The sequence below is a fragment of the Pseudomonas tremae genome, assembly GCF_001401155.1.
In the GTDB taxonomy this organism is placed as follows: domain Bacteria; phylum Pseudomonadota; class Gammaproteobacteria; order Pseudomonadales; family Pseudomonadaceae; genus Aquipseudomonas; species Aquipseudomonas tremae.
The window spans coordinates 1-347 of record NZ_LJRO01000229.1; the positions used below are offsets into that span (position 1 = coordinate 1).

At 60.5% G+C, this 347-nt stretch carries 1 pseudogene; it reads right to left on the bottom strand.

Annotated features, from left to right (window positions below):
- Window positions 1-31: 31 nt before the first annotated feature.
- Window positions 32-347, bottom strand: a pseudogene (locus tag ALO43_RS15605) (TonB-dependent siderophore receptor); the annotation flags it as partial.

The window sequence follows — 347 nt, forward strand, 5'->3', positions numbered from 1 at the left end:
TGCCAACGCTCCGTGCAGTAGAGCCCGCCCACTAAAAGTTGACGGTGGCCGACAATCTTGCCGTTCTGGGTGCGCCCATGAATAGGTAGTCGTCACCCAGATACTCCCCGGCATCACGCCAGTAGCGTTTGTCGAAGAGGTTGTCGACGGTCAGGCGCACGACAGTGTCGTAGCCGCTGATTCGGGTGCTGTAACGGCTGCCGATATTGAACAGTGTGTAGTCATTGACCTGCACGGAGCCTTCACGGTCAGCGTACTTGCTGGCGCTGTACTGCATCCCGCCGAGTAAGGCGAGCCCGGGCACCGGCAGGCTATAGTCCGCTTGCAGGGTGCCGCGGTAGTTGGGC